Genomic DNA, 347 nt, shown 5'->3' with positions numbered 1-347 from the left:
CAGGCGCCGGCGCGGAAGCGGTCGCGGGCGGCGGTGCCGGGCGCAGATTGGCGCGGGCCTGGCGTAACGCGGGCGTGTCGATGCCTTCCTTGATGGCGTCGGCGGCGGCCTGGTCGGCTTCTTTCAGCTTGCCTTGCTTTTGCAGCGCGTAGATTCGCAGCAGGTGCAAGCGTTCCACGTCCGGGCGCAGCACAATGGCCGATGCGGCCTGCCGCGCGGCCAGTTCATAGTGGCCGGCATCAAAATTCTTGTAAGCCTCTTCAGCGAACCGAAATGCGGCGCCTTCCAGCGGCGCTTGTGTTTTCGCGGTGGTCGGCGCGGCGCTTTGCGCGCTGGCCGGTGGGGCA

Annotated in this window: 1 pseudogene; it reads right to left on the bottom strand. The window is 68.0% G+C overall.

Annotation, left to right across the window (positions count from 1 at the left end):
• Positions 1-347, bottom strand: a pseudogene (locus ACNPP0_RS24775) (NfrA family protein); the annotation flags it as partial.

The sequence above is a fragment of the Achromobacter semiaridum genome (assembly GCF_053543755.1).
This window is presented reverse-complemented; position numbering and strand designations above follow the sequence as displayed.